Origin of the sequence: Sutcliffiella halmapala (genome assembly GCF_050107295.1) — a bacterium.
GTDB lineage: Bacteria > Bacillota > Bacilli > Bacillales > Bacillaceae_I > Sutcliffiella_A > Sutcliffiella_A halmapala_A.
Window position 1 is genome coordinate 73646 of the sequence record NZ_JBNIKR010000004.1, and the last position, 23879, is coordinate 97524.

A 23879-nucleotide genomic window follows, 5' to 3' on the forward strand; every position below is an offset into this window, starting at 1 on the left:
TTAGCCATTGGTTTCCTCCACAATTTCCTTTAAAGCCGCAACTGCTTTTTCCACTTCGTTAAGCGAAGTATCTTTACCAAAAGAGAGTCGAATGAATTCTCGTGCTTCTTCGACTGATTTTCCAGTAGCAAGCATGGTACGTGAAGGGTTCTGTGAGCCCATCTGGCATGCGCTTCCGGTGGAAATCGCAATCTGCCTGCGATTGCACTCGAGCATCACATGCTGCCCTTCTAAGCCCTCTAAGCGAAGTCCGATGATATGTGGCAAGCAATTGGCTTGTTCCGCTTCTACGTGAACAGGAAGCCAGTGCTGTTTGAGTCTTTCCATAAAAGCATCACGCAGCTTTTCGTGCTTTACCCTGATGGTTTTCATGTTTGCGTGCATCGATTGTCCTGCTGCGGTAAAGGCCGCGATACCAGGTACGTTCACCGTTCCAGGTCGCATTCCACGTTCATGGCTCGCCCCGGCATATTGGGACTGCCAGGAAACTGACGGGTTGATATACAGTGCGCCTACGCCCTTTGGTCCATAAACTTTATGTGAAGAGATGGATAGGCTGGAGAGGTGCAGCTTTTCTACATCTATAGGTATTTTACCAAAAGTTTGTACCGTATCACTATGAAAGAGGATATTCTTATCCTGAAGAATTTTTCCCACAGCCTCCAATGGCTGGATGATTCCTGTCTCGGAGTTGGCATGCTGGATCGAGACAAGGCAGGTTTCCTCTCTGATCTCTTTCTTCAATTGCTGCAGCGATATTAATCCATTATGGTCCACATCCAGAAATGTTACATGATAGCCATCCTTTTCGAGCTGCCCGATAAGGTGGTAGATGGAAGAGTGCTCCGTTGGTGTGGTAATGATATGGTTCCCTTTTTCCTTGTTTCCTTTTAAAAGGGTCCGGATGGCGAGGTAATTGGACTCGCTGCCACCGCTTGTAAAATATATCCCTTCTTTTTTTCCGTTGATCATGGCAGCCATTTCAGATCTGCACGTTTCCAGGAGCAGCTGACTTGAGGTGCCGATATCATGTAAGCTGCTGCTGTTGCCGAAGTAGGTTTGAGATACGTGTTGGAATACTTCCAGCGATTCAGCGCTCATTGGCGTAGTCGCAGCATAGTCTAAATAAATCATAGGTAAGCTCCCTTCGGAATAGGAGATAAAACTGCAAAAAAACTGGTAAATCTTGCAGTCTAGATCTCTCGTAAAAATATTTCTTGTCATTAGTTTAAATTTATGTAAATATAGGTGTCAAGACACTTATGTATACAGGGGGTTTTTTTGTGTCTCCAAACTATGGTGATGTCATTGTTGTCGGGAGCGGATTATCTGCTTTGTTGACAGCAAAGTACTTAAGTAAGCATATGAATGTGATGGTTTTCACAAAGTCGAATAAATATGAAAATAATTCTTTTCTGGCACAAGGTGGTGTTGCCAGTGCGATAGCTGATACGGATACATGGCAGGGGCATTTTCACGATACGATTCTTGCCGGATGCAATCATAATGAAAAAGATTCAGTAGAGCTGTTAACGAAGCTTGGGCCTGGTATGCTTCAAGATTTGATGGAAGCGGGAATGGATTTTGATAAAGATGAACATGGCATGCTTTCGCTTGGTATGGAAGGGGCGCATTCACAGAGGAGAATTTTACATGCTGGCGGAGATCAGACTGGGAGAAGGATGATGCAATGGCTGCATTCCCAAATCTCACACTGTGTTCAGGTCGTGGAGCAGGAAACCGTCATTAAAGTTCTGACGGAAGATGATCGCTGCTGTGGCATTAAAACGGTCAATCGTTATGGAGAACGAATATCCTATTACGCTTCCCATATTGTTTTTGCAACAGGTGGAGCAGGCGCCCTTTATTCCTATACGTCCAATGATCCAAGTGTGAACGGCATGGCGCTGGCTCTGGCCTACAAAGCAGGTGCAATACTTACAGATCTGGAGTTTATGCAGTTTCATCCTACCATGCTGCATGTGAACAACAAAGTGGTCGGCTTGGTATCCGAAGCGGTTCGTGGGGAAGGTGCGTATTTGGTCAACGATCAAGGGTTAAGGATCATGCAGGGAATCCATCCCCAAGAGGATCTAGCACCGCGTGACATTGTTTCCCGAACCATTTTCCAGGAACTGGACCGGGGAGGCAAGGTCTATCTCAATATAGAGAACGTGATAAATTTTGAAGAGCGTTTTCCTACCATTTCGAAAATGTGCCGCAACCAAGGAATTTCTATGAAAAATAAACTTCTTCCCGTTGTACCTGGCGCCCATTTTTTCATGGGGGGAATCAAAACCGATCTGAATGGCGAAACGTCGCTTAAAGGATTATATGCAGTTGGCGAAGCTGCATGCAACGGGGTACACGGTGCAAATAGGCTTGCCAGCAACTCCCTGTTGGAGGCCATTGTTTTTTCAAAGAAACTGGCAGAACACCTTCTAAGTAAACCACTGGGAAACTATCGGGAAGCATGGAAAGAGGAAACTTTAACTAAAGAAAAAGCCGCAAAACCATATATACAGCTCCCTGCCAAAAGCGAGCTGCAAGCAATGATGATGAAGCATGCAGGAATAGTCCGGCATGCAGAAGGGCTGCAGGAGCTAAAGCGATGGCTTGAAGCCTATCAACCTTATTGGCAGGAACTTAATCGGTTCGAATTGGATCTGTCCCTGGTAGAAATGGAACTTGTCTATATGCTGCAGATCAGTCATCTGATTGCATCCGCTGCATTGAAAAGGGAGGAGAGCAGAGGGGCACATTGCCGCTCTGATTTCCCTCAGGCAAGCGAGGCTTGGCTTCAAAAAAGGATATGTCATCGGGAAAAAATAAAGCTGCTTGTGTAAAGGAGAGGAAAGTATTGAATCAGTTCAAACTGCAGGATATGTTGCGTGATTTCTTTAAAGAAGATATTGGAGACAGGGATCTGACCTCAGAGGCTCTATTCGGCGATGATGCTACGGGTGCCGGTAATTTCATCGCAAAGGAAAACGGAATCTTTGTAGGGGAATCCATCTTAATAGAAGCATTTAAGCTTCTGGATCCGGAGACTTCCATCACACTGAATAAGAAAGATGGAGAACGAGTCGAAAAGGGCGAAACAATTGCAACTGTTCAAGGCAAAATGCGGGTTCTATTAAGTGGGGAGCGTGTTGTGCTGAATCTTCTGCAACGGCTAAGTGGGATCGCCACCTTGACCAGAACGGCAGTGGATATGCTTGACAGTGAAACGACTAAAATCTGTGATACAAGAAAAACGACGCCGGGACTGAGAATGCTGGAAAAGTATGCAGTTGTCTGTGGAGGCGGTTCCAATCACCGTTTCGGTCTCTATGATGGTGTGATGATCAAGGATAATCATATAGAATTCGCAGGCTCCATTACGGAGGCGGTGCAACGGGCACGTCAAAGAATAGGACATATGGTGAAGGTGGAAGTAGAAACGGAAACCAAGGAACAAGTCATGGAGGCGGTTAGCGCAGGAGCGGATATCATCATGTTTGATAATCGGACACCACAAGAGATACAGGAATTCATTCCATGCGTCCCTGACGGCATCGTAACAGAAGCCTCCGGGGGTATCACCCTTGGGAATCTGGCAGGCTATCGGAACACAGGCGTTCATTATATATCTTTGGGGTTTATCACCCATTCCGCACGCTCGTTGGATATAAGCTTTAATGTAGGATTGAAAAAATAAAGCTCTTTTCGGACCAAATAACAAAGGTTTTCACGAAAACAGCCGAATACAGAAGGGGAAGATTGACATGAATATCTTGGACTTGATGAAAAAAGAAAATAAGATGCTTCCCTCTCGCTACCTGGAAATGTCGAGAGATGAAATGAGAGAACGGGTAATTGAAATTAAACGGAAGCTTGGAGCAGACTTGTTTATCCCCGGTCATCACTATCAGAAGGATGAAGTGATTGAATTTGCGGATGCTACCGGAGATTCCTTGCAGTTGGCCCAGGCTGCAGCCAATACGACCGCATCCTACATTGTGTTCTGCGGCGTACATTTCATGGCAGAAACGGCTGATATACTCACAAAAGAGAATCAGGTGGTCGTCCTGCCGGATATGCGGGCAGGCTGTTCGATGGCGGATATGGCAGATATTCATCAGACTGAGCGGGCTTGGGAAAAGCTTCAGCAGATTTTTGGGGATACGATGCTTCCCCTGACCTACGTCAATTCAACGGCTGCAATTAAAGCGTTCTGTGGAGAAAGAGGCGGAGCTACTGTAACTTCCTCGAACGCACATAAGATGGTGAGCTGGGCATTCACTAAAAAGGAGCGGATACTCTTCTTGCCTGATCAGCATCTTGGAAGGAATACGGCCTTTGATCTGGGAATACCGCTTGAAGAAATGGCAGTGTGGAATCCGATAACCGATGAACTTGAATTTACCGGAGATCCTTCCACTGTAAAAGTGATTCTTTGGAAAGGGCATTGCTCTGTCCATGAAAAGTTTACGGTGGAAAATATCAGGACTTTAAGAGAGGAAAAGCCGGATATGACCATTATCGTCCATCCGGAATGCACGAGGGAAGTGGTGGAGCTTAGCGACTTGGCCGGCAGTACAAAATACATCATCGATACGATCAATCAAGCGCCATCCGGAAGCAAATGGGCTATCGGAACCGAAATGAACCTTGTAAACAGGATCATCCAGGAGCATCAGGACAAGGAGATAATATCCCTTAACCCTAATATGTGCCCATGTCTGACAATGAACAGAATCGACCTGCCACACCTTTTATGGGCGCTCGAATCCATTGAGGACGGAGAAGTTATAAATAGAATATCTGTAGAAGAAACTGTGGCAGAGAACGCTATTTTCGCTTTGGAAAAAATGCTGGAGAATGCTTAATATCATGTGGGACATCCAAACTATTTAGTTGGATGTCCCTCTTTTTTATCATATATTTTCCTTTTGTCGCATAAGTTGAGGTGAAGAATAGTGGCAAAATGCCCACTCGACACATAGACTGTAAAGACTTTGCTAAGGAGGGAAAACCCTTGAAAATCCATATCGTACAAAAAGGAGATACATTGTGGAAGATTGCCCAGAAATATAATGTGAATTTCGAACAGCTGAAACAGGCGAATTCACAGTTAAGCAATCCTGACATGATTATGCCCGGAATGAAAATAAAAGTGCCAATGGCAGGTGTAGCCGTAAAAAAAGAAAACCAGGTGTTGGGAGTGACAAAAGAAGCGCCTAAAACAATGGGTGTAAAAGAAGCCCCAAAAACGATGGGTGTAAAAGAAGCACCGAAGGCACAGCATCCTTACAAGGAAATGCCGAAAAAGCCGGCAGTAAAGGAAGAGCAGATTAAAGAGGCTCCAAAAACACCTTATGTTCCTAAAATGCCTCAATTGAAACCTTATTTTCCGGAAATTGATGTGAATAATTACAATATCAATGTTCCAATCAATCAAATGCCAAAAATGCCAAAGATGCCAGAGATGCCAAAAATGCCAAAAATGCCTGTCGCTCCGAAGGAAGAAAGCCCGGAAAGTCCTGAGCCGCAAGTGATGGGTGTCGAATCACCGCCGCCAGCCCCTGCTCCACAGATGCAGCCCGAATTCTGTTATCCTGTCTCACCTATTATGCCAGGTTCAGGTTTGTGCCCACCTTGCCCACCGTATCATCATGGACATCACGGAGGATATGGGATGATGCCAGGAATGATGCCTGGAATGGGTATGCCGATGGGGCAAGGAATGCCAGGAATGATGCCAGGAATGCAAGGTATGCCAGGAATGATGCCAGGAATGCATGGTATGCCGATGGGGCAAGGAATGATGGAGGAGTCACCGGATTGGGATATGGGTCAAATGCAGCAGCTTCAACAGATGGGACAAATGCCTCAAATGGGGCAGCAACAGATGGATCCTTCCCAGGTTGCGGGAGTTCAAGATCAAATGGGCGGACAAATGCCAGAAATGCAGGGTATGCCAGGGATGATGCCAATGCAGGGTATGCCGATGGGTCAAGGGATGATGCCAGGAATGATGCAGCAAGGAATGCCGATGGGACCTTGGGGTGGAGGTCCATGGGGCGGAGGATATCCGTGCTATCCAGTTTCTCCGGTAGCACCTGGTTCAGGATTTGGTCCGATGGGAGGGTTTCCACAAGGTGGAGGCCAAGGTCAGCAAGTAGCAGGAGTTTCAGATGATGGTGACTGCGGCTGCGGACCATCCCCTCAAGGAATGGGATACAGATCACAGGTTCCTTATGCATATCCGCAAGCACCTTACGGAATGCAGTATCCTGGATATGGTGTACCGCAAGCAGGATATCCGATGGCAATGCCTGGATACTACGGCCCGCAGGGTTATGGCTATGGACCTTCCAATGAAGAGGATTTCCGCAATGCTGAATCCGACTTTGACGGTCCGGAATCTGATGATGAGGCTTGAAGAAAGTTTTTTTAAAGACGATTTCACTCGAAATCGTCTTTTCTTCCGTCTTTTTCAGGATAAAGGGATTCAATCCTGTTCGCAAATAAAGCAAAATCTATTTAAAGTACAAACAGACACTGGTACATTCATCTTAAAGGGGATAAGTGATTTTCAGAGTGTCCAATCCAGTATCGTATTGAATCGTTTACTCATAGAGAATGGATTTCTTAGGGGTTTGGAGTATATGGAGCTGTCAAATGGGCTCCATTATATGTTTGAAGGGCAGCTGGTTTGGACGATGACGAGATGTATTCCGCCTAAACGGCCTTTTTCCTTTTTAAGGGAAGAGGACAGACTGGATGGAGTGGAAGTACTGAAGTCATTTCATCACTATTCCGCTAAGCTTATCCCGGTTCTAAGCTCGTTTCTAAAGAGGGAGAATCTGTTGATGAAATGGGAGGCGCGTCTGGATAAATTCGAGCAAAATCTTCCAATATTAACTCAATGGTTTAATTCCACTGAAATTAGTGAAATTGTATACTATAGCAAAGCGTCGCTGGAGCAATTAAAGATGGCCGATTTAAAGATGGGGAAATCGGATGAAGTGGTTCTTCATGGGGATGTTGCAAGTCATAATTTCGTGAAAAGTACGGATAATAAAACGTATTTAATTGATTACGATCTGATTTCCATCGGTCAAGCGGAGTGGGATGATGTGCAATACGCGAGCAGAATACTGCCGTTTATCAAATGGGATAAGAAAAAGTTTTTCCGGATTTCAATATTTCAATATTATTTGAAGCACCCATGGTTTTGGATTGCCCTGTCCTTTCCGATGGATATTCTTCGGGAGGGAAACCAGTTTTCAGAAACGGTGCAGTACCACTCCATGCCCAAAAGCTATACCAACCTTTCCTTTTTTATCAGCAGCTGGAATCGGCGCAAACAATTTTTGACGAATTTTCACAACATGATACAATAATGAATATTGTCATTTGGAGGGAAGATTACGCAATGGAAGAAAATATTTCTAAATTAGTGCAATGGATCCAAGAAAAAGTAAAAGATGCAGGACTAAACGGTGCAATCGTAGGTGTAAGTGGAGGCATTGACTCGGCTGTTGTTGCCCATCTCATCAAAAGGGCATTTCCTGATGCTTCCCTTGGTGTGATTATGCCATGCAAAAGTGACCCTAAAGATCAGGAGTATGCGATGGAAGTGATTGAAAGCTGCGGAATCAGCCACACCACCATCGATCTGTCCCAAACGCATACCGTCCTTTTTTCCGAAATGGAAAAACAGTTGAAGGAAAAAGGGGAATGGAAAGAGGAGACAGCAAGACTGGGTGATGCCAATACACGTGCACGCCTTAGAATGACTACGCTGTATGCGGTTGCCAACAACTATGGCTATTTGGTGGTCGGAACAGATAATGCAGCTGAATGGCATACAGGCTATTTTACGAAGTATGGTGATGGCGGCGTAGATTTGGTGCCACTGGTTCATTTTACAAAAGGTGAGGTTCGTGAGATGGCAAAAGTCCTTGGCGTTCCGGATTCCATCATCAGCAAACCGCCAAGTGCAGGTCTTTGGGAAGGGCAAACTGATGAAAATGAAATGGGCACCACCTATAACATGATCGACAGCTACCTCAAAGGCGAGCAAATTCCTGAAAAAGACAAAGCGATTATTGATTCGATGCATAAACGCACAGAACATAAACGTCAACTGGCATACGCTCCTCCAAAATTTTAGGTGTTGGTGGGAACTGACAAAATAAAATACCCCTTAATCAGTCAAGCTAAGAGGGAGTACACCATGTACTCAACTGACTGGTTAGGGGGTTTTTACATTGAGGAAGTCTGTCTTAACGGTAACTTCAGCAGCATTTCTGCTAGGGGGACTTACAGGATGCGGCGGAAACAGTGCTGCTGATAACAGGTACTATGAAGAAACAAGTCCTATGGGGTATTACACAAGTGAGCACAACCCGAATGTAAACAATGACCGTAACCGCCCTGCAACAGAAGAAGAACGAGGTAATGCGCGTATCATGGACGATAACGACGGTCCACTCAACGAGATCATGGATCGCGCAGTCGTATATGGTGAGCGTCGCAACAACGACAACAACAACAATCGTAATACAGCTTCTCCTGCAACTAACAGAGGGAAGCAGTATGATCATGAGCGTCTTTACAGCCGCAGCGATAAAAATTACCATGGACAACTAGACGGTGTCCGTAATATCGCAAATCCGTCCTATTATAACAACTATAATGGACGCCTTACGGAAAAACTTGCCGACCGAGCTTCTAAGGTGAAAGGTGTAGAAAACGCACGTGCCATATCCTATGGGAACGATATACTGATTGCTGTAGAACCAAATAACGACGTGAACGAGCAGCAATTATCCAGAGACGTACGTCGAGCAGTCAAACCGCTAATTAATGGAAAAGACTGTCGCGTCGTAGTGGACGATGGAACATTCAACACAGTACGACAACTAGACAACGACCTGCGTGGCGGAGGACCAGTCGACGACATCAACTCCGAAATCAAAAACCTAATCAACACCATGGTCCCAACCCGCTAACCCAACAGGCAGACGGGCAGACATCCGTCTGCCCCATTTTGTTTTAAAAATAAAAAAACCTTAAAAGCGTAAATCCCCAAAAAACAAAATCAGCCAAAGAGCCCCCAAGGCTCTTCGCCAAAACAACAAAACATAAACTACCAAAACAGTAAGGGGTCTGACCCTCCCCCCGTCCCAAAATAAAACCAACACTGAAAATCCTCCCCTCGCAACATAAAAACCAATAAACCTGCAAGGGTCAGACCCCGGTCTTAAGCATCCCTCCCCAACAATGCCTCAAAAGCCGTCCACCACAACACCCCACCAAACCATAAGTCCCAAAAAACAAAATCAGCCAAAGAGCCCCCAAGGCTCTTCGCAAAACCACACAAAATAAAAAACGAAAAAAAGTAAGGGGTCTGACCCTCCCCCCGTCCCAAAATAAAACCAACACTGAAAATCCTCCCCTCGCAACATAAAAACCAATAAACCTGCGAGGGTCAGACCCCGGTCTTAAGCATCCTCCCCAACAAAAGCTCCAAAGCCCATCACCCCCCACCACAACAAGGGTCAGACCCCGGTCTTAAGCATCCCTCCCCCAAAAAACCTCCAAACCCTCTCCCCCCACAAAAAAACATTTCAATCCCAAAAGACTAAATCCCCAAAAACTGGTCAAACTAAAAAAGACAAGACTAGCTTAATAACCTACAGAACGAAATCTTATAGAATGTGAGGGGGATATCCAAGATGAAACCCATCATTCCGAAGCATATGCTACTGATGATTACAGCATTTATCACAACATGTGGAGCACTTTACAGCTTTTCCGCTTACCAAGGTGCTGCTGATGAAAACGAGATTGTGGAGGAAGAAGTATTAGAGGAAGTATATGAAATCAATGGACCCTTGACGCTAAAAGTTGTGCTTGAGCGCATATATCTAGATGGAGAAGTGAGCGAAGAAACGTTGCAGGAAACCGTATGGGCGATGGAGGATTTTTGGGCTGAATATGAGAATTGGCAAGTGATAGACTTAAATGAAGAACAGATCGTGTTTCAGCAGTATATTGATGACATTTCCCCCCTATTGAAGACAAACGGCTATTTCGGCATCTCCAATGACGGTGTTCTTACCATATATGAAGGAAAGCCGACTGAGGCATCCAAGATCATTCAGTCTTTTTTCCAGATCGATGTAGGAAAACTGGAAAGCCATCAGCATGAAAAGTTAAAAGGTGGAATCAGGGTGGTTTCCAAGGATGAATATGTACATGTACTTGAAACATTTAAGCCATATTCTTCTCAAAAACAATAAACAGGCTGGCAAATTGCCAGTCTGTTTTTCCCGTTGATCGGAACGATAATCCGGTCCTCTCCGATAATCCAATGCTGCTTTTCCTAACTTTATGGTAAAATGGAGAGTAGATGATTTTAAAGGAGAGTTTTGTACCATTGATAGATTTCATTAGAGGCTTTGTGGAATATGTATCACCGGAATATGTGGTAGTGGAAGTGATGGGAGTAGGCTATCAGGTTAACGCGCCAAACCCGTTCATCTATACCGTCGATAGTGATAAAGAAGTGACAATCTTTACATACCAGCATGTGAGAGAGGATATCCTTGCTTTATACGGCTTTAAAACACGGGAAGACAAGAACTTGTTTATGAAGCTTTTGAATGTAACAGGGATCGGTCCAAAAGGTGCGCTGGCAATACTAGCATCCGGGCAGCCCGCACAGGTGGTCCACGCAATAGAAAATGAAGATGAGAAATTCCTGATCAAGTTCCCTGGTGTCGGCAAAAAGACGGCGAGGCAGATTATCCTTGATCTAAAAGGAAAACTGAATGATTTGGTTCCAAGTGCATTTCCAGATCTTTTTCAACCGGGAGTCGATATGCCGGCTACTGGAAGTACGAATAATGTGGCCCTTGAAGAAGCGATGGAAGCCTTGCAGGTCCTTGGGTATGGTGATCGGGAAATCAAAAAGATCATGCCTGCACTTCAAAAAGAGGAACTATCCACAGATCAATATGTTAAGAGAGCGTTACAGCTACTCCTAAAGTAGAGGGGTGAATCATAAATGATGGATGACCGCATGGTGTCACAAGACGCAACCATGGAGGATCAGTCGCTGGAATATAGCCTGCGTCCCCAGACATTGCAGCAGTATATTGGACAGGATAAAGTCAAAGAGAATCTGGAAGTGTTCATTCAGGCGGCAAAGATGAGACAGGAGACCTTGGATCATGTGCTTCTTTACGGACCGCCAGGACTTGGGAAAACGACGCTTGCCGCGATCATCGCCAATGAAATGGGCGTGAGTTTGAGAACAACTTCAGGACCGGCAATCGAGCGGCCTGGGGATCTTGCAGCCATCCTTTCCTCCCTTGAGCCTGGAGATGTGCTATTCATTGATGAAATACACCGGCTTCACCGTTCGATCGAGGAAGTCCTGTATCCTGCGATGGAGGACTATTGCCTTGATATTGTTATTGGCAAAGGCCCAAGCTCAAGGTCTGTACGCCTGGATCTGCCGCCTTTTACACTAGTAGGGGCGACGACGAGGGTCGGGTTATTGACCGCTCCGCTCCGTGACCGTTTTGGTGTACTAAGCCGCCTTGAATATTATAATGAAGAGCAGCTAACCGAGATATGTATGCGAACCGCAAAGATCCTGGATATCGGCTTAGAGATGGATGCAGCGATCGAGATCAGCCGCAGGGCACGTGGAACCCCACGTATCGCCAACCGACTATTAAGGCGTGTCCGTGATTTTGCACAGGTATTGGGGAAAACGACGATAAATGCTTACATGGCAAAAGAAGCATTGGATCGCCTGCAGGTGGACCGGCTTGGCTTGGATCATATCGACCATAAGCTGCTTATGGGGATCATTGAAAAATTCCGTGGCGGACCGGTCGGGGTCGACACAATTGCCGCAACCATAGGGGAAGAATCCCACACGATTGAAGATGTGTATGAACCCTATCTTCTTCAGATCGGTTTTCTCCAGCGAACACCGAGAGGCCGGGTGGTGACGGATCTTGTATACCGTCACTTCAACATGGAGGTGCCAAAGGAATAATGGAACTGCCAAAGATGCTGATGGTCGTTGGTGCTGTGCTGTTGCTAGTAGGATTTTTGTGGCAGGTCGTCGGGAGGATCCCCGGAGATATCGACGTGAAAAAAGGGAACTTCACGTTCTTTTTCCCGATTGTCACCTCCATTATCATCAGCATAGTGCTGAGTCTCGTCTTTTATTTTATTGGACGTTTTAGGTAAAGACTAACATTGAATTGCATAGAAAAAAGGTGAAAGTATGAAAATAGATTTATTTGATTTCCATTTGCCGGAGGAGCTTATTGCGCAAACACCTCTGGAACAAAGGGAAGCATCAAGATTGATGGTATTGAACAAAGAAACCGGCGCAATCAAGCATGAAGCGTCCTTCCGCTCCATTTTGGAGTACGTAAAGACAGGGGACTGCCTCGTTTTGAATGATACTAGAGTATTGCCTGCAAGACTTTTCGGGGTAAAAGCCGAAACCGGAGCCAAGATTGAAGTGCTCCTTTTGAAGCAAATCGAGGGCGACACATGGGAAACGCTTATCAAGCCGGCTAAAAGAGTCAAGGTTGGTACTGTCCTCTCCTTTGGTGACGGCAGATTGACCGCTGTATGTGTGAGTGAAAGTGACCATGGCGGCCGTCAGTTGGAATTCCGTTATGAAGGAATCTTTTATGAAGTGCTGGACAGTCTGGGTGAAATGCCGCTGCCACCTTACATTAAGGAACAGCTCGAGGACCGTGACCGCTATCAGACGGTTTTTGCGAGGGAAACGGGCTCAGCAGCAGCGCCGACAGCAGGACTTCATTTTACGGAGGAATTGTTGGAGGAGCTTAACAACCGTGGGGTGCATACTGCATTCATTACCCTGCATGTTGGGCTTGGGACATTCAGGCCGGTCAGTGTAGATACGGTGGAAGAGCATGATATGCATGCGGAATTTTATCAGATAACAGAAGGTACAGCACGACTGTTGAATGAGGTCCGTGAAAAAGGCGGCAGGATCATAACCGTCGGAACGACCTCCACAAGAACCTTGGAGACGATTGCACGTGATCATGGGGAATTTGTGGAAGCGAGCGGCTGGACGAACATCTTCATCTATCCGGGCTATGAATTCATGGCGATTGATGGAATGATCACAAACTTCCATCTTCCGAAATCCACCTTGATCATGCTGGTCAGTGCCCTGGCAGGTCGCGAGCATGTGATGAAAGCCTACGAGGAAGCAGTAAACGAAAGGTATCGTTTTTTCAGTTTTGGAGATGCGATGCTGATTTTATAAAGCTCTTTTCGTAAAGTTTGTTGCTTATGTCTGTAAAAAATCGGCTTTTGGATTTTTTACTACAGTAATGGAACATTATCTTTAAAGAAAAAACTATTGTTACAAGAGAAAAGAGCACGAGAGCAAGGAATCTTACGTGGTTAAGTTAGATACGTCAAATGCAACAAAGTATGCGAAAACCCTTTATAAGAGTACTAAGGAGAATCCAATGACAGCAATCAGATATGAACTAATCAAAACTTGTAAGCAGACAGGAGCACGTCTAGGAATCGTGCACACGCCACACGGATCTTTTGAAACACCGGTCTTTATGCCGGTAGGTACCTTGGCGACAGTAAAGACGATGTCACCGGAGGATGTTAAATCCATGGGTGCCGGCATCATCTTGAGTAATACGTATCATCTATGGCTTCGTCCCGGAAATGAGATCGTCAAGGAAGCGGGCGGTCTTCATAAATTCATGAACTGGGACCGTGCCATTTTGACAGACTCAGGCGGATTCCAGGTATTCAGTTTGAGCGATCTTCGTAAAATTGAAGAGGAAGGCGTTCATTTCCGCAATCACATGAATGGGGACAAGCTTTTCCTATCTCCTGAAAAAGCGATGCAGATCCAGAACGACCTTGGATCCGATATCATGATGGCATTCGATGAGTGTCCTCCTTTCCCTGCGACACATGAGTATATGAAAAAATCGGTGGAGCGTACATCCCGTTGGGCAGAACGCTGTCTAAAAGCGCATCAGCGTCCACAGGATCAGGGATTATTCGGGATTGTCCAAGGTGGGGAGTATGAAGACTTGCGTAAACAAAGTGCACAGGATCTTGTGTCCATGGACTTCCCTGGCTATGCAGTTGGCGGACTTTCGGTTGGAGAGCCAAAGGATGTCATGAACCGTACACTTGAATTTACCACGCCTTGGCTGCCTACTGATAAACCGCGTTACCTGATGGGGGTTGGTTCACCGGATTCCCTAATTGATGGGGCAATGCGTGGAATTGATATGTTTGACTGCGTGCTACCGACTAGAATTGCACGTAATGGGACATTAATGACAAGTGAAGGGCGTCTCGTTGTGAAGAATGCAAAGTTTGCACGTGATTTCGGGCCACTAGATCCGGAGTGTGATTGCTATACTTGCACAAATTATTCCAGAGCTTACATTCGTCACCTAATCAAATGTGACGAAACTTTGGGAATTCGCCTTACAACTTACCATAACCTATATTTTCTGGTAAAATTAATGGAGCAAGTCCGACAAGCGATCCGTGAAGATCGCCTTGGGGACTTCAAAGAAGAGTTTTTCGAGAAATATGGATTCAATAAACCGAATGCAAAAAACTTCTAAAACTTCTTCTTAAATCTTTAAATAAAGAAAGGAGGACTATAAATGCAAGATATTCTTGGAGTAATTTGGCCTTTACTACTAATGTTCGCTATTTTCTACTTCCTTTTAATTCGTCCACAGCAGAAGCGTCAGAAGCAAGTGCGTGAAATGCAGACAAACCTGCAAAAGGGAGATAAAATTGTTACAATCGGTGGGTTGCACGGAATCGTGGATGCACTGGATGAGGACAAAATCGTCCTGAAAACAGGTGACGGATCTCGTCTTACATACGATCGTCAAGCGATCAGAGATGTAAACAAGGACTAATAGTAAAAAGAGAGCATGCTCATTCCATCAAATGGAGTGATGCATGCTCTTTTTTTATGGCTGTTTTCGGTAAAACAACAAATTTTAAGAAAAGAGCCTATTAAGCATTGGAAATTTTCCCGCCGCTCAGGTTCACCCCAATAATACCGCCCAGCATGGCAACGGCGATAAAGCCCAGGTGGAAGAAAAGCTGATTCATTGAAAAAAGCGAATCGTTCCCCAGGTATTGAAATAGAAAAATGATGAGCGAATATGCCCCTCCTGTCGCACCTCCAAGCATCCAGCCCTTTTCCCTGCCCTTGCCTCCGGATACGAAGCCGCCTATAAAGAGGGTCAAAAAGGAAAGTGTCAGAATGATCCAGGCTACACTAGATTCCTGGAGGGATGTAAAACGAAGCAATAAAGAAAAAAGCAGGCTTGTTGCTATAGCGAATATAAAAATTGTAATAAGGCCATACATGATGGCGAGTCCCAGTCTTTTTGATTCCATTGTTCTTTCTCCTCTCTTTGTCCAACATGGTAAGTAATACAAGCATATTCACCAGTAGAAAAATATAGAATACAAATATTTTCTGGGACATGCGTCATACAATGTAGAAGGGGAGAGAACGGAGAGGCTGGGTGGAAGAACAATGCTTACGATACTGACATTGATCATTTTTATCCTGACGTATGTGGTAATCATGACAGAAAAATATGACCGGGCCGTTATAGCTTGTATCGGAGGGGTAGCCATGCTTATGGCCGGCGCCCTCACCACAGATACCGCATTTTTGACGTATATGGATTGGAACACGATCGCGCTGCTTTTCTCCATGATGGTCATTGTGACAATCACCAGTCAAACCGGGATATTTGAATACATCGCTATTCTTTTGGCAAAAGCGGTCAATGGGAGGGGGGTCCCTCTTTTAATAGCAGTATCCGTTCTTACAGCATTCGGATCCGCATTTTTGGCGAATGTGACGATTGTCCTTCTACTGGTTCCAATCATCCTAACCTTGACAACTTTGCTTGGATTGCCGCCTATCCCTTATTTGGTTGCGGTGATACTTTCTGCAAATATCGGGGGAACAGCCACTTTGATTGGCGATCCACCGAACATCATGATAGGGCAGGCTGTGGAACATTTGACATTTAATGCTTTTCTGATGCATCTTGCTCCAATTGTTTTCATCATTTTTTTGACCACCATGGGCGGGCTGATTTTGCTGTATCGGAATAAATTGAGGGTTAGCGCAGAGTTTCAACAAAATCTCCAGTCTCTGAAAGCAGAGGTTAATTGGAACTTCACGCTGGTAAAGTCCCTTTCCGTTCTGGTGATTACCATCGCTGGATTTATGCTGCACACTTTCCTCCATCTTGACCTGACAACCGTGGCGATGGCAGGTGCCCTGTTGCTCCTGTTTTTAACGCATGACGTGTATAAGCCGGAGGAGATATTCAAAGAGGTGGAATGGGGAACCTTGTTCTTTTTCATGGGGCTATTTCTATTGGTCGGAGGACTGGAGGAAGTGGGTATCATTGATGAACTGGCAAGGGGAATCATTTTTACTACAGAAGGGGACTACAAAACGACTGCCCTTTTGATTCTTTGGCTGACCGGGCTTCTTTCTGGTTTCGTGGATAACATTCCTTTTGTTGCTGCAATGATTCCTGTAATCAGCGAATTCGAGGACTATGGGATGACGAATCTGGACCCGTTATGGTGGTCGCTTGCGCTTGGTGCCTGCTTGGGCGGAAACGGCACCTTGCTAGGTTCCTCTTCGAATTTGGTGGTGGCAGGACTAGCCGCAAAATCCAATCACCCGCTTGGTTTCCTTTCCTTTATGAAGATAGGATTAACTGTAGTGATTTTCTCATTAATAATCTCCACCGTTTATATATACTTTCGGTATTTGATTTATTTTTAGGCTCCATGAGAAAACAGGCGTTATCCTTACTTGGAAAATCCTGTTTGACATGATAATGCCTTTCTTGCAAAGACTACTCCTAACATGTTTTTTGGAGCTTGTTGCAAAGGAGGCGATCATTCCCTATGGAGGAGTACGTAATCATAATCGCGCGGACCATTTTTCTTTACATCGTGATCCTCTTTATTTTCCGGGTGATGGGGAAGCGGGAGATCGGGGAATTGAGTGTACTCGATCTGGTCGTCTTTATCATGATTGCTGAGATGGCGGTGGTTGCCATTGAGAATCCGAAAGACGAATTGATGGTCGCGCTATTGCCGATGTTGATCCTCATGGGTATCCAGATCATCCTTGCATTCGTATCGCTCAAAAGCCAGAGAATAAGAGAGCTGATTGATGGAAAGCCGAGTGTCATCATTAACAAAGGAAAAATTGATGAAAAAGAGATGAGGAAACAGCGCTACAATTTTGAAGATCTACTCGTACAGCTTCGGGAAAAGAATGTGAAAAACGTGGCCGATGTCGAGTTTGCCATCTTGGAGGCGTCCGGAAAGCTTTCTGTCTTTGAAAAAAACAAAGATAGTGATAGTAAAGAGGAGGGCACGCTCAATCTGCCTTTGATCATGGACGGCGCAATCCAGGAAGAACATTTAAAGCAGATCGGGAAAACCAACCTTTGGCTACGTCAGCAACTACGAGATCTGGGTTATAAAGATTTCAGAAAAATTTCCTATTGCAGCTACAACAACGGTGTATTCTTTATTGATTTAATAGACGAATAAAAGACAGTGGCGAAAAAATCGCCACTGTCTTTTTATTTCACAATCCACCTTTTCAAAAACGGCACCCGGGCAAGTTCCTCCCGTTTGACAAGACCGAATAGGAACAGGAGGGCGATATAGAGCAGACAGGTTAGGAAAATGAATAGTAAGCTTCGTTTCCCGAAGGTCAGATCGAGCATCCAATGATCGAGCATCCATTTTCCGCTGATGGTGCATATACCCATGGTGATGAAGCTTTTTACATAATCCCGTACGTACAGGGAGTAGGAGAGGACTTTCATGATGGTAGCCATATGAAGCATCGTAACGAGCATCATGCCGATCACGATTCCGAGTGCTGCCCCCATGATTCCGAAGCTTGGTTTGCTTGCAAGCACGAAAATCACGCCGGTTTTCACCAAAGCCCCTATAAAGCTATTGATCATCGCGGCCTTTGCCAGATCGAGTGCCTGCAGGGTTGCCTGAAGTGGTCCTTGGAAATAGTAGAACAGGAAAAAAGGAGCCATCACTTTAATATATATTGCTGCTTTACTGCTGCCGTACATGAAGAGCATGATGGGATCTGCAAAAACAAAAAGCAGTACAACGGCTATTCCACCTGAGACAAATGATAATCTGAGTGCCTGCTGCAGGCGGTGTTCGATAAGAATCGAGTTTTTTTTCGCTGCCGCCTCACTTATGGCAGGAACTAGGGCGGTCGATAAGGAATAAGTAATAAAGGATGGCAGCATGAGAAGCGGAAGTGCAAAACCTACTAATTCTCCATACTGCTTTGTAGCAAGAGAGGTTGCTACCCCCGCAATTGCCAGACTTTGTGCCACTACAATAGGCTCAAAGAACCATGCGATGGAACCGATCATCCGGCTTCCGGTTGTCGGGATGGCAATTCGCATCAAATCGTTGAAAGTTTGTTTCCCTTCTCCCACATAGCTGAAAAATTTCTTGCGCAATCGAAAACTCTTTTTGTTTTTAAAGACAAATACCATGTAAAGCAAGGACATGAGCTCACCTGCCACGGCAGAAAGCATCGCACCTGCTGCGGCATATTCGATCCCGTATGGAAGCAGTGCCTTTGTACATGCAGCAACTAGCGAGATGCGGACAACCTGTTCGATAACCTGGGAGATGGCGGATGGTTTCATATTCTGCCTGCCTTGGAAATAGCCCCGCAATACGGAGGATATCGCAATGATCGGGACAACCGGCGCGATGGCAAGCAATGGATAATACGTTCTTGGATCTGTGAAGAGATGTGTGGATAGATAAGGAGCCAGAAGAATCATGGCCGGTGTAAAGATGATGCTCAAAGTACCGGTAGTGGCAAGCGATACGATCAGGATCTTCTTAATCTTGCGGTGATTGCCCTGTGCTTCCGCTTCGGCGACAAGCTTGGAGATGGCAACCGGCAATCCGAGCTGTGTAATGGTAATTGTAAGAACGAGAGTCGGAACAGCCATCATATAAAGACCTACGCCTTCCTCGCCAATAAATCTGGCAACCACAATCCGATTGATGAACCCCAGAATACGGGTGATGAATCCGGCTACAATGAGGATCAGCGTTCCCCTTAAAAAGGTTTGCTTCGTCATGCTATAACCTGCCTTCTCAATTAACGTCATATCGTATACAATTATCTATATGCTTGTACATAGGCCAAGCATGACAAGGAATTGGTCGCTTTTTAAAGGGAGAGGCATGACGTACTTGTACATTTCTATGTAGAAAATAAAATGGAGGTACCTTGAATGATGAAAGAGACGAATTATCATGCTTATGATCTTTTCCGAAGCGACTTGACACCTGTTCTGCAAAGCAAGCTGGAGGAATTCCAGCTGTTTGGCTATGATAAAGTGACCGAGGATGAATTATGGGAATGCCTGACACGTAAAACTTGGAAGCGCCCGGAGACTAAATTGCTGCATCAGCTTGTTAATGATGTGTATGGGCTTTCCATTACCGATTACATGAGCTATATCACGATTGAAGCGTATAAAGCGCCTAACTTTTTTCAGGAACAAAAGGATTAAAACCAGTTTCAACAAGAATTGACAGTAGAAAAGAGTTAACTCATAATGGTACATGATGGCAAAATATTGGCTTTTTTGAATAGAGCGACTATTGCACTTTTCTATACATACATAAACATGGAAAAAGTCCAAGTTTAATGCCAAGTGTCCGTAGTAATAAATAACACTCACCAGTGGTAAAAGCAGAAGGAGGATTTATAGTGGTTAAAAGAGGACGGATAGTGGCTTTCTTTTTACTTCTCATTCTATTAGGAAGTGTCATGGGAGTATTTACAAAGCCTATCGCAAATGATATCAAGCTCGGTCTTGACTTGCAGGGTGGATTTGAGATCCTGTATGAAGTAAAACCTATCAATAAGGATGCGGCTTTAGACCGGGAGACGCTCGTCAGCACGGTAAGCGCATTGAATAAGCGTGTAAACGTATTAGGGGTAAGTGAACCTAATATTCAGATTGAGGGTGATGATCGCATCCGTGTGCAGCTTGCGGGTGTAGACGATCAGACGAAAGCAAGGGAGCTCCTCTCTACGGAAGCTAAATTATCTTTCCGCGACATAAATGATAAAGAACTGATGAATGGGTCGGCACTTGCCGAGAATGGAGCAACGCAATCCTTTGATTCCAACAACCGCCCGAGTGTAGCATTAAAACTGAAGTCTGCAGATCAGTTTGCGGATGTAACACGTCAAGTGGTTGAAATGGGGCCAGGACAGAACCTGATGGTCATCTGGCTTGATTTCGAGGAAGGTGTAGACTCCTATGAAGCGGAGTCACAGAAGCCTAACCCTAAATTCCTTTCTGCTGCTGGAGTGGATGAAGTTTTCAATACCACTGAAGTGCAAATTCAAGGTGGAAACTTCTCGGTCGAATCCGCAAAAGAATTGGCTGAACTATTGAACGCAGGTTCCCTCCCGGTCGAATTGGAAGAAGTATATTCCACATCCGTCGGGGCGAAGTTCGGTGAAGCTGCCCTTCAGAAAACGGTATTGGCAGGAGCAATCGGGATCAGCATCATATTCCTTTTCATGCTTTTTGTCTATCGTCTTCCTGGATTCGTGGCAATTATCACGTTAAGTGTATATATCTTCTTGATCTTGTTAGTGTTTGATCTGATGAATGGGGTACTTACCCTTCCTGGTATCGCAGCACTCATATTGGGTGTCGGTATGGCAGTAGATGCCAACATTATTACGTATGAACGTATTAAAGAAGAACTGAAGCTTGGTAAAACACCTATGTCCGCATTCAGGGCAGGTAACCGCAACTCCCTTTCCACTATTATGGATGCGAATATCACTACCCTGCTTGCAGCGGCTGTAATGTTCGTATACGGTACTAGTTCTGTACAAGGGTTCGCAACCATGCTTATTGTGAGTATCCTGTTAAGTTTCCTTACAGCAGTTTTTGGAACCCGTCTTCTTCTTGGATTGTGGGTTTCCAGTAGAGCGCTGAACAAGAAGCCTCACTTATTTGGAGTGAAGAAGGCCGACGTTCTGGATATCAATATGACAGATGAACATACAGAACCGCCAAACCGTTATGAGAATTGGGATTTTGTGAAACACAGCAAAAAGTTCTTCATTTTCTCCGGAACGATGATTGTCGTAGGTATCATTCTACTTGCGGTATTCCGCCTGAATCTGGGAATTGACTTTGCAAGTGGGACACGTGTGGAAATAATGGCCGATTCCAGTCTTTCCGCAAAAGAAGTGACCGAGGAATTGACTTCACTTGGATATGAACCTAAAGATGTCGTATTGGCAGGAAATAATAATGAAATAGCTGTTGCAAGATATTTGGACAGCTTCACGCAAGCGGAAGTGGCCGAGATAAAAACTTCCATTGCAGATAAATATGGTTCAGAGCCGAATGTCAGCACGGTCTCTCCTACAGTAGGTCAGGAACTTGCACGAAATGCATTTTTTGCGGTACTGATTGCTGCGATCGGAATCATCATCTATGTCACCATCAGGTTTGAATGGCTGTTTGCCCTTGCCGCTATCGTGGCACTTTTCCATGATGCATTTTTCATGGTCGCATTCTTCAGTCTTGTACGTTTGGAAGTGGATATCACGATCATTGCTGCAGTCCTGACCATTGTCGGGTATTCCATCAATGATACGATTGTTACTTTTGACCGGATCAGAGAGAATATGAAGAAGAAAAAACGAATTAAAACTTACGAAGATTTGGCCGAGATTGTCAATAAAAGCTTGCAGCAAACGTTGGTCCGTTCCATCAATACAGTCATTACGGTCGTCTTTGCAGTAATCGGTCTGTTGATCTTCGGAAGTGAATCCATTACAGGCTTCTCCATTGCCTTGCTGGTGGGACTAATTGCAGGTACGTATTCTTCCTTGTTCATAGCGGCACAGCTATGGCTGATCTGGAAACATAAACAATTGTCCAAACCGAAAAAGGTCCAGCTTGAGGAAGCGGAGCCGGAAGTATAAGCTTATGAAAGAATGTCGCAGAAGCAATTTCTGCGGCATTTTTTATATATAGTAAAATATAGCGGAAGTTTCGGGTACAATAGAAGAAGCATAAAAAAGAGAGGTGTGCGTCTTGGACCATAATGAGCGCTTTAAAAAAGCTGAATTTGCTGCGTTGGTAGGTGTCGTGGGGAACATTGTACTTGCCATTCTGAAAGGATGGGCCGGAGTCGTTGCAAATAGCCGCGCACTTGTAGCGGATGCAGTCCATTCCGCTTCAGATGTAGCAGGCTCCTTAGCTGTATACATAGGATTGAAGGCTGCCAAACAGCCACCGGATGAAGATCATCCTTACGGCCACGGCAAGGCGGAAAATATCGCAGCCATTATTGTTGCTGTCCTTTTACTGATTGTTGGCTTCGAAATAGGGAAATCCTCCTTCGTAGCATTCTTTGAACCTATCGATGCACCAAAGATGCTAGCAGTGTATGTCGTGATCATTTCCATTGTCGTAAAAGAAGTGATGTTTCGCTATAAGTATAATTTGGGAAAGAAAATAAAGAGTGACGCCATTATTGTCAATGCATATGAACACAGGTCTGATGTGTTCTCTTCCATTGCAGCGCTCATAGGAATTGGAGGAGCGATTTTCGGTAGTTATATCGGAGTGGATTGGTTGGTCTATCTCGATCCGGTAGCAGGACTTTTTGTAGCGGCTTTGATTATCAAGATATCATGGCAGCTGGGTTCAGAGTCGATCCATAATACGATGGATCATGTCATGCATGAGGAAGACACAGAGGAGTTCAGAGTAGTGGTGACTTCCGTTCCTGGTGTCCTGAAGATTGATGCATTGCATGCCAGGGAACACGGACATTATGTCATTGTGGACCTGAAAATATCTGTTGACCCTTACATAACAGTGGAAGAAGGGCATAAGATAGGGAAAGACGTAAAGGCGAAGCTGCTTGAAAACCGTGAAGTCCAGGATGTGTTTGTCCATATCAATCCATATTCGGAATCTTGAATCACAGGATTTGAAGGAGGAGTGAAATATGAAAAGTCAGTGGTATCTATTGGCCGGATTTATCTTTACCATCATAGTGGCGATCTTTGCGGTACTGAATGTAGCCCCGGTGGAAGTTGACTATTTATTTGGTACAGCGGAATGGCCCCTCGTATTGGTCATTTTATTCTCCGCATTGATGGGAATCGTCATTGCCGGTTCCATCGGCGTGTATCAGGTAATCAAGCTGAAGCGGAAAATGCAAGCGAAGTCCAGGCATATGGAAAAACCTTCTTCTGAAAATGTGAAAGTGCCAAATGAAAATGAAGAAAAGAAAGGTACAATTTGAGGTAGATAAGCTTATAACAATTTCAGTGTAGGGCAGTCCAATATAGTTGGGCTGCATTTTTTTTTGCGTAAATCTTTTAAAATAGGATCCTTTTTAATGTCGAGTGTTCATTTTTTAAGAATCTAGCTGTTGTTGATTGGAGCAATAGGCGAAGACTCCTGCGGGAGGAAGCGTTTAGGGGAGACCCCGCAGGCAAAGCCGAGGAGGCTCCACAAAACGCCCCGCGGAAAGCGCAGCCTAGTGCGGAAATCAACAGCGGTGTTTAAAAGTGACGAAGTATAAATTAGATGTCAAAAACTTCATAATTTTAAAACCCGCCTCAAACAAAGAAAAACCATGCTCCCTAAAGTGATTAACTCACTTTTTCCAATTGAAGGGAGACC

The 23879-nt window shown here is 44.9% G+C and carries 23 protein-coding genes; 20 read left to right on the forward strand and 3 right to left on the reverse strand.

The window, feature by feature from the left end:
- Positions 1–1134, reverse strand: coding sequence for an IscS subfamily cysteine desulfurase (locus ACQCT5_RS07930; RefSeq protein ID WP_499640702.1), 1134 nt, complete (start codon positions 1132–1134; stop codon positions 1–3).
- Between the two features lie 149 nt (positions 1135–1283).
- Between ACQCT5_RS07930 and nadB the strand changes: the two genes are divergently transcribed.
- The 14 genes from nadB (at position 1284) to yajC (ending at position 14987) form a co-directional block, all read left to right on the forward strand.
- A complete protein-coding gene (nadB, locus tag ACQCT5_RS07935; RefSeq protein ID WP_499640704.1) occupies positions 1284–2846 on the forward strand; it encodes an L-aspartate oxidase in 1563 nt (520 codons plus the stop codon).
- A gap of 14 nt (positions 2847–2860) precedes the next feature.
- Positions 2861–3700, forward strand: a complete 840-nt coding sequence (nadC, locus tag ACQCT5_RS07940) for a carboxylating nicotinate-nucleotide diphosphorylase (protein ID WP_499640706.1) — start codon at positions 2861–2863, stop codon at positions 3698–3700.
- A gap of 67 nt (positions 3701–3767) precedes the next feature.
- Positions 3768–4871, forward strand: a complete 1104-nt coding sequence (gene nadA, locus ACQCT5_RS07945; RefSeq protein ID WP_499640708.1) for a quinolinate synthase NadA — start codon at positions 3768–3770, stop codon at positions 4869–4871.
- A 149-nt stretch (positions 4872–5020) separates the two neighbouring features.
- Positions 5021–6427, forward strand: a complete 1407-nt coding sequence (gene safA / locus ACQCT5_RS07950; RefSeq protein WP_499640710.1) for a SafA/ExsA family spore coat assembly protein — start codon at positions 5021–5023, stop codon at positions 6425–6427.
- On the forward strand, positions 6381–7391 hold the full coding sequence (locus tag ACQCT5_RS07955; RefSeq protein ID WP_499640712.1) for a hypothetical protein: 1011 nt from the start codon (positions 6381–6383) through the stop codon (positions 7389–7391). Before safA ends, ACQCT5_RS07955 begins: the two co-directional genes overlap by 47 nt.
- A gap of 32 nt (positions 7392–7423) precedes the next feature.
- The gene (gene nadE, locus ACQCT5_RS07960) at positions 7424–8164 is read left to right on the forward strand and encodes an NAD(+) synthase (RefSeq protein WP_499640714.1); all 741 of its coding nucleotides are present in this window, start codon (positions 7424–7426) and stop codon (positions 8162–8164) included.
- A 97-nt stretch (positions 8165–8261) separates the two neighbouring features.
- Positions 8262–9005, forward strand: a complete 744-nt coding sequence (locus ACQCT5_RS07965; RefSeq protein WP_499640716.1) for a YhcN/YlaJ family sporulation lipoprotein — start codon at positions 8262–8264, stop codon at positions 9003–9005.
- 726 nt (positions 9006–9731) lie between these two features.
- Entirely contained in the window at positions 9732–10298 is a 567-nt protein-coding gene (locus ACQCT5_RS07970; protein ID WP_499640718.1) for a BofC C-terminal domain-containing protein, read from the forward strand.
- A gap of 137 nt (positions 10299–10435) precedes the next feature.
- The gene (gene ruvA / locus ACQCT5_RS07975) at positions 10436–11050 is read left to right on the forward strand and encodes a Holliday junction branch migration protein RuvA (protein WP_499640720.1); all 615 of its coding nucleotides are present in this window, start codon (positions 10436–10438) and stop codon (positions 11048–11050) included.
- Between the two features lie 18 nt (positions 11051–11068).
- Positions 11069–12070 carry a Holliday junction branch migration DNA helicase RuvB gene (gene ruvB, locus ACQCT5_RS07980; protein WP_499641161.1) on the forward strand — a complete coding sequence of 334 codons (1002 nt, stop codon included), beginning with the start codon at positions 11069–11071 and terminating at the stop codon, positions 12068–12070.
- The gene (locus tag ACQCT5_RS07985) at positions 12067–12267 is read left to right on the forward strand and encodes a DUF2905 domain-containing protein (protein ID WP_499641163.1); all 201 of its coding nucleotides are present in this window, start codon (positions 12067–12069) and stop codon (positions 12265–12267) included. The genes ruvB and ACQCT5_RS07985 overlap by 4 nt, the downstream gene beginning before the upstream one ends.
- A gap of 37 nt (positions 12268–12304) precedes the next feature.
- On the forward strand, positions 12305–13333 hold the full coding sequence (gene queA, locus ACQCT5_RS07990; RefSeq protein ID WP_499640722.1) for a tRNA preQ1(34) S-adenosylmethionine ribosyltransferase-isomerase QueA: 1029 nt from the start codon (positions 12305–12307) through the stop codon (positions 13331–13333).
- A 208-nt stretch (positions 13334–13541) separates the two neighbouring features.
- Positions 13542–14681, forward strand: coding sequence for a tRNA guanosine(34) transglycosylase Tgt (tgt, locus tag ACQCT5_RS07995; RefSeq protein WP_204416078.1), 1140 nt, complete (start codon positions 13542–13544; stop codon positions 14679–14681).
- Between the two features lie 42 nt (positions 14682–14723).
- Positions 14724–14987, forward strand: coding sequence for a preprotein translocase subunit YajC (yajC, locus tag ACQCT5_RS08000; protein ID WP_386640496.1), 264 nt, complete (start codon positions 14724–14726; stop codon positions 14985–14987).
- A gap of 100 nt (positions 14988–15087) precedes the next feature.
- Here the strand turns inward: yajC and ACQCT5_RS08005 are convergent, their stop codons facing one another.
- Positions 15088–15477, reverse strand: coding sequence for a TIGR04086 family membrane protein (locus ACQCT5_RS08005; protein WP_499640725.1), 390 nt, complete (start codon positions 15475–15477; stop codon positions 15088–15090).
- Positions 15478–15619: 142 nt separating this feature from the next.
- Between ACQCT5_RS08005 and ACQCT5_RS08010 the strand changes: the two genes are divergently transcribed.
- Entirely contained in the window at positions 15620–16900 is a 1281-nt protein-coding gene (locus ACQCT5_RS08010) for an ArsB/NhaD family transporter (RefSeq protein WP_499640727.1), read from the forward strand.
- 125 nt (positions 16901–17025) lie between these two features.
- Entirely contained in the window at positions 17026–17682 is a 657-nt protein-coding gene (locus ACQCT5_RS08015; RefSeq protein WP_499640729.1) for a DUF421 domain-containing protein, read from the forward strand.
- A 32-nt stretch (positions 17683–17714) separates the two neighbouring features.
- On the opposite strand, the gene spoVB is transcribed toward ACQCT5_RS08015, so the two are convergent.
- Positions 17715–19271 carry a stage V sporulation protein B gene (spoVB, locus tag ACQCT5_RS08020; RefSeq protein ID WP_499640731.1) on the reverse strand — a complete coding sequence of 519 codons (1557 nt, stop codon included), beginning with the start codon at positions 19269–19271 and terminating at the stop codon, positions 17715–17717.
- A gap of 156 nt (positions 19272–19427) precedes the next feature.
- Between spoVB and ACQCT5_RS08025 the strand changes: the two genes are divergently transcribed.
- From ACQCT5_RS08025 to ACQCT5_RS08040, 4 genes are all read left to right on the forward strand, one after another.
- A complete protein-coding gene (locus tag ACQCT5_RS08025) occupies positions 19428–19709 on the forward strand; it encodes a post-transcriptional regulator (protein ID WP_499640733.1) in 282 nt (93 codons plus the stop codon).
- Positions 19710–19909: 200 nt separating this feature from the next.
- Positions 19910–22162 carry a protein translocase subunit SecDF gene (secDF, locus tag ACQCT5_RS08030; protein ID WP_499640735.1) on the forward strand — a complete coding sequence of 751 codons (2253 nt, stop codon included), beginning with the start codon at positions 19910–19912 and terminating at the stop codon, positions 22160–22162.
- A 112-nt stretch (positions 22163–22274) separates the two neighbouring features.
- Positions 22275–23168: a cation diffusion facilitator family transporter gene (locus tag ACQCT5_RS08035; protein ID WP_499640737.1), complete on the forward strand. Its 894-nt coding sequence runs from the start codon at positions 22275–22277 to the stop codon at positions 23166–23168.
- Between the two features lie 28 nt (positions 23169–23196).
- A complete protein-coding gene (locus tag ACQCT5_RS08040) occupies positions 23197–23496 on the forward strand; it encodes a LapA family protein (RefSeq protein WP_499640739.1) in 300 nt (99 codons plus the stop codon).
- Positions 23497–23879 lie beyond the last annotated feature (383 nt).

Bases quoted from the DNA above. Each gene is read 5' to 3' on its own strand.
- queA (WP_499640722.1), top strand. From the start codon at position 12,305: ATGAAAATAGATTTATTTGATTTCCATTTGCCGGAGGAGCTTATTGCG.
- ACQCT5_RS08015 (WP_499640729.1), top strand. From the start codon at position 17,026: ATGGAGGAGTACGTAATCATAATCGCGCGGACCATTTTTCTTTACATC.
- ACQCT5_RS07930 (WP_499640702.1), bottom strand. From the start codon at position 1,134: ATGATTTATTTAGACTATGCTGCGACTACGCCAATGAGCGCTGAATCG.
- tgt (WP_204416078.1), top strand. From the start codon at position 13,542: ATGACAGCAATCAGATATGAACTAATCAAAACTTGTAAGCAGACAGGA.
- ACQCT5_RS07970 (WP_499640718.1), top strand. From the start codon at position 9,732: ATGAAACCCATCATTCCGAAGCATATGCTACTGATGATTACAGCATTT.
- ACQCT5_RS08005 (WP_499640725.1), bottom strand. From the start codon at position 15,477: ATGGAATCAAAAAGACTGGGACTCGCCATCATGTATGGCCTTATTACA.
- yajC (WP_386640496.1), top strand. From the start codon at position 14,724: ATGCAAGATATTCTTGGAGTAATTTGGCCTTTACTACTAATGTTCGCT.
- ruvB (WP_499641161.1), top strand. From the start codon at position 11,069: ATGGATGACCGCATGGTGTCACAAGACGCAACCATGGAGGATCAGTCG.
- ACQCT5_RS08010 (WP_499640727.1), top strand. From the start codon at position 15,620: ATGCTTACGATACTGACATTGATCATTTTTATCCTGACGTATGTGGTA.
- ACQCT5_RS08025 (WP_499640733.1), top strand. From the start codon at position 19,428: ATGATGAAAGAGACGAATTATCATGCTTATGATCTTTTCCGAAGCGAC.
- nadA (WP_499640708.1), top strand. From the start codon at position 3,768: ATGAATATCTTGGACTTGATGAAAAAAGAAAATAAGATGCTTCCCTCT.
- ACQCT5_RS08040 (WP_499640739.1), top strand. From the start codon at position 23,197: ATGAAAAGTCAGTGGTATCTATTGGCCGGATTTATCTTTACCATCATA.
- spoVB (WP_499640731.1), bottom strand. From the start codon at position 19,271: ATGACGAAGCAAACCTTTTTAAGGGGAACGCTGATCCTCATTGTAGCC.
- ACQCT5_RS07955 (WP_499640712.1), top strand. From the start codon at position 6,381: ATGCTGAATCCGACTTTGACGGTCCGGAATCTGATGATGAGGCTTGAA.
- nadE (WP_499640714.1), top strand. From the start codon at position 7,424: ATGGAAGAAAATATTTCTAAATTAGTGCAATGGATCCAAGAAAAAGTA.